Below are 465 nucleotides of genomic sequence, written 5' to 3'. Positions count from 1 at the left end.
CGTCTACTCCGGCCAGTTCAAGATTTCAAATCCTGACAAGAATGGTGCCGACAAGAACAGCGCCGAGCTGCGCGGCACCGATGGCGAGACGGTGAAAGTCTCGGCCGGCAAGCCCGATCCGGGCTTTCGGCTGAACGGCAAGTTTTCGCTAGACCACCAGAAGCTGGGTGTCGACGAATTCCGCTTCGAGACCGGGCCTCTCGACAACCCCTACACCGCCGATGGCAAGGCTTCTGTCGATCTCGGGCTGAAACCGAGTTTCGCCATCGAGGCCAATGGCGCGCAGGTGCAGTTCGACGAGGCGGTGGGCGCCGAAGCCGGCGCCGGCCTGACGCTGGACCAGCGCATCGCGGCGTTCGAGCAAGCGCTGCTCGATATGCCGAAGCCGACCATCCCCGGCACGGTCGAGGTCAAGCTGCCGGCGGTGGTGGTCGGCGACACCACGGTGCGCGACGTGCATCTTTC

The 465-nt window shown here is 64.3% G+C and carries 1 pseudogene; it reads left to right on the top strand.

Features of this window, described 5'->3' with window-relative positions:
* A pseudogene (locus ENZ74_RS34035) lies at positions 1-465 on the top strand (AsmA protein); the annotation flags it as partial.

It is taken from the genome of Mesorhizobium sp. M7A.F.Ca.CA.002.15.2.1 (genome assembly GCF_003998715.1).
Taxonomy (GTDB): domain Bacteria; phylum Pseudomonadota; class Alphaproteobacteria; order Rhizobiales; family Rhizobiaceae; genus Mesorhizobium; species Mesorhizobium ciceri.
This window is presented reverse-complemented; position numbering and strand designations above follow the sequence as displayed.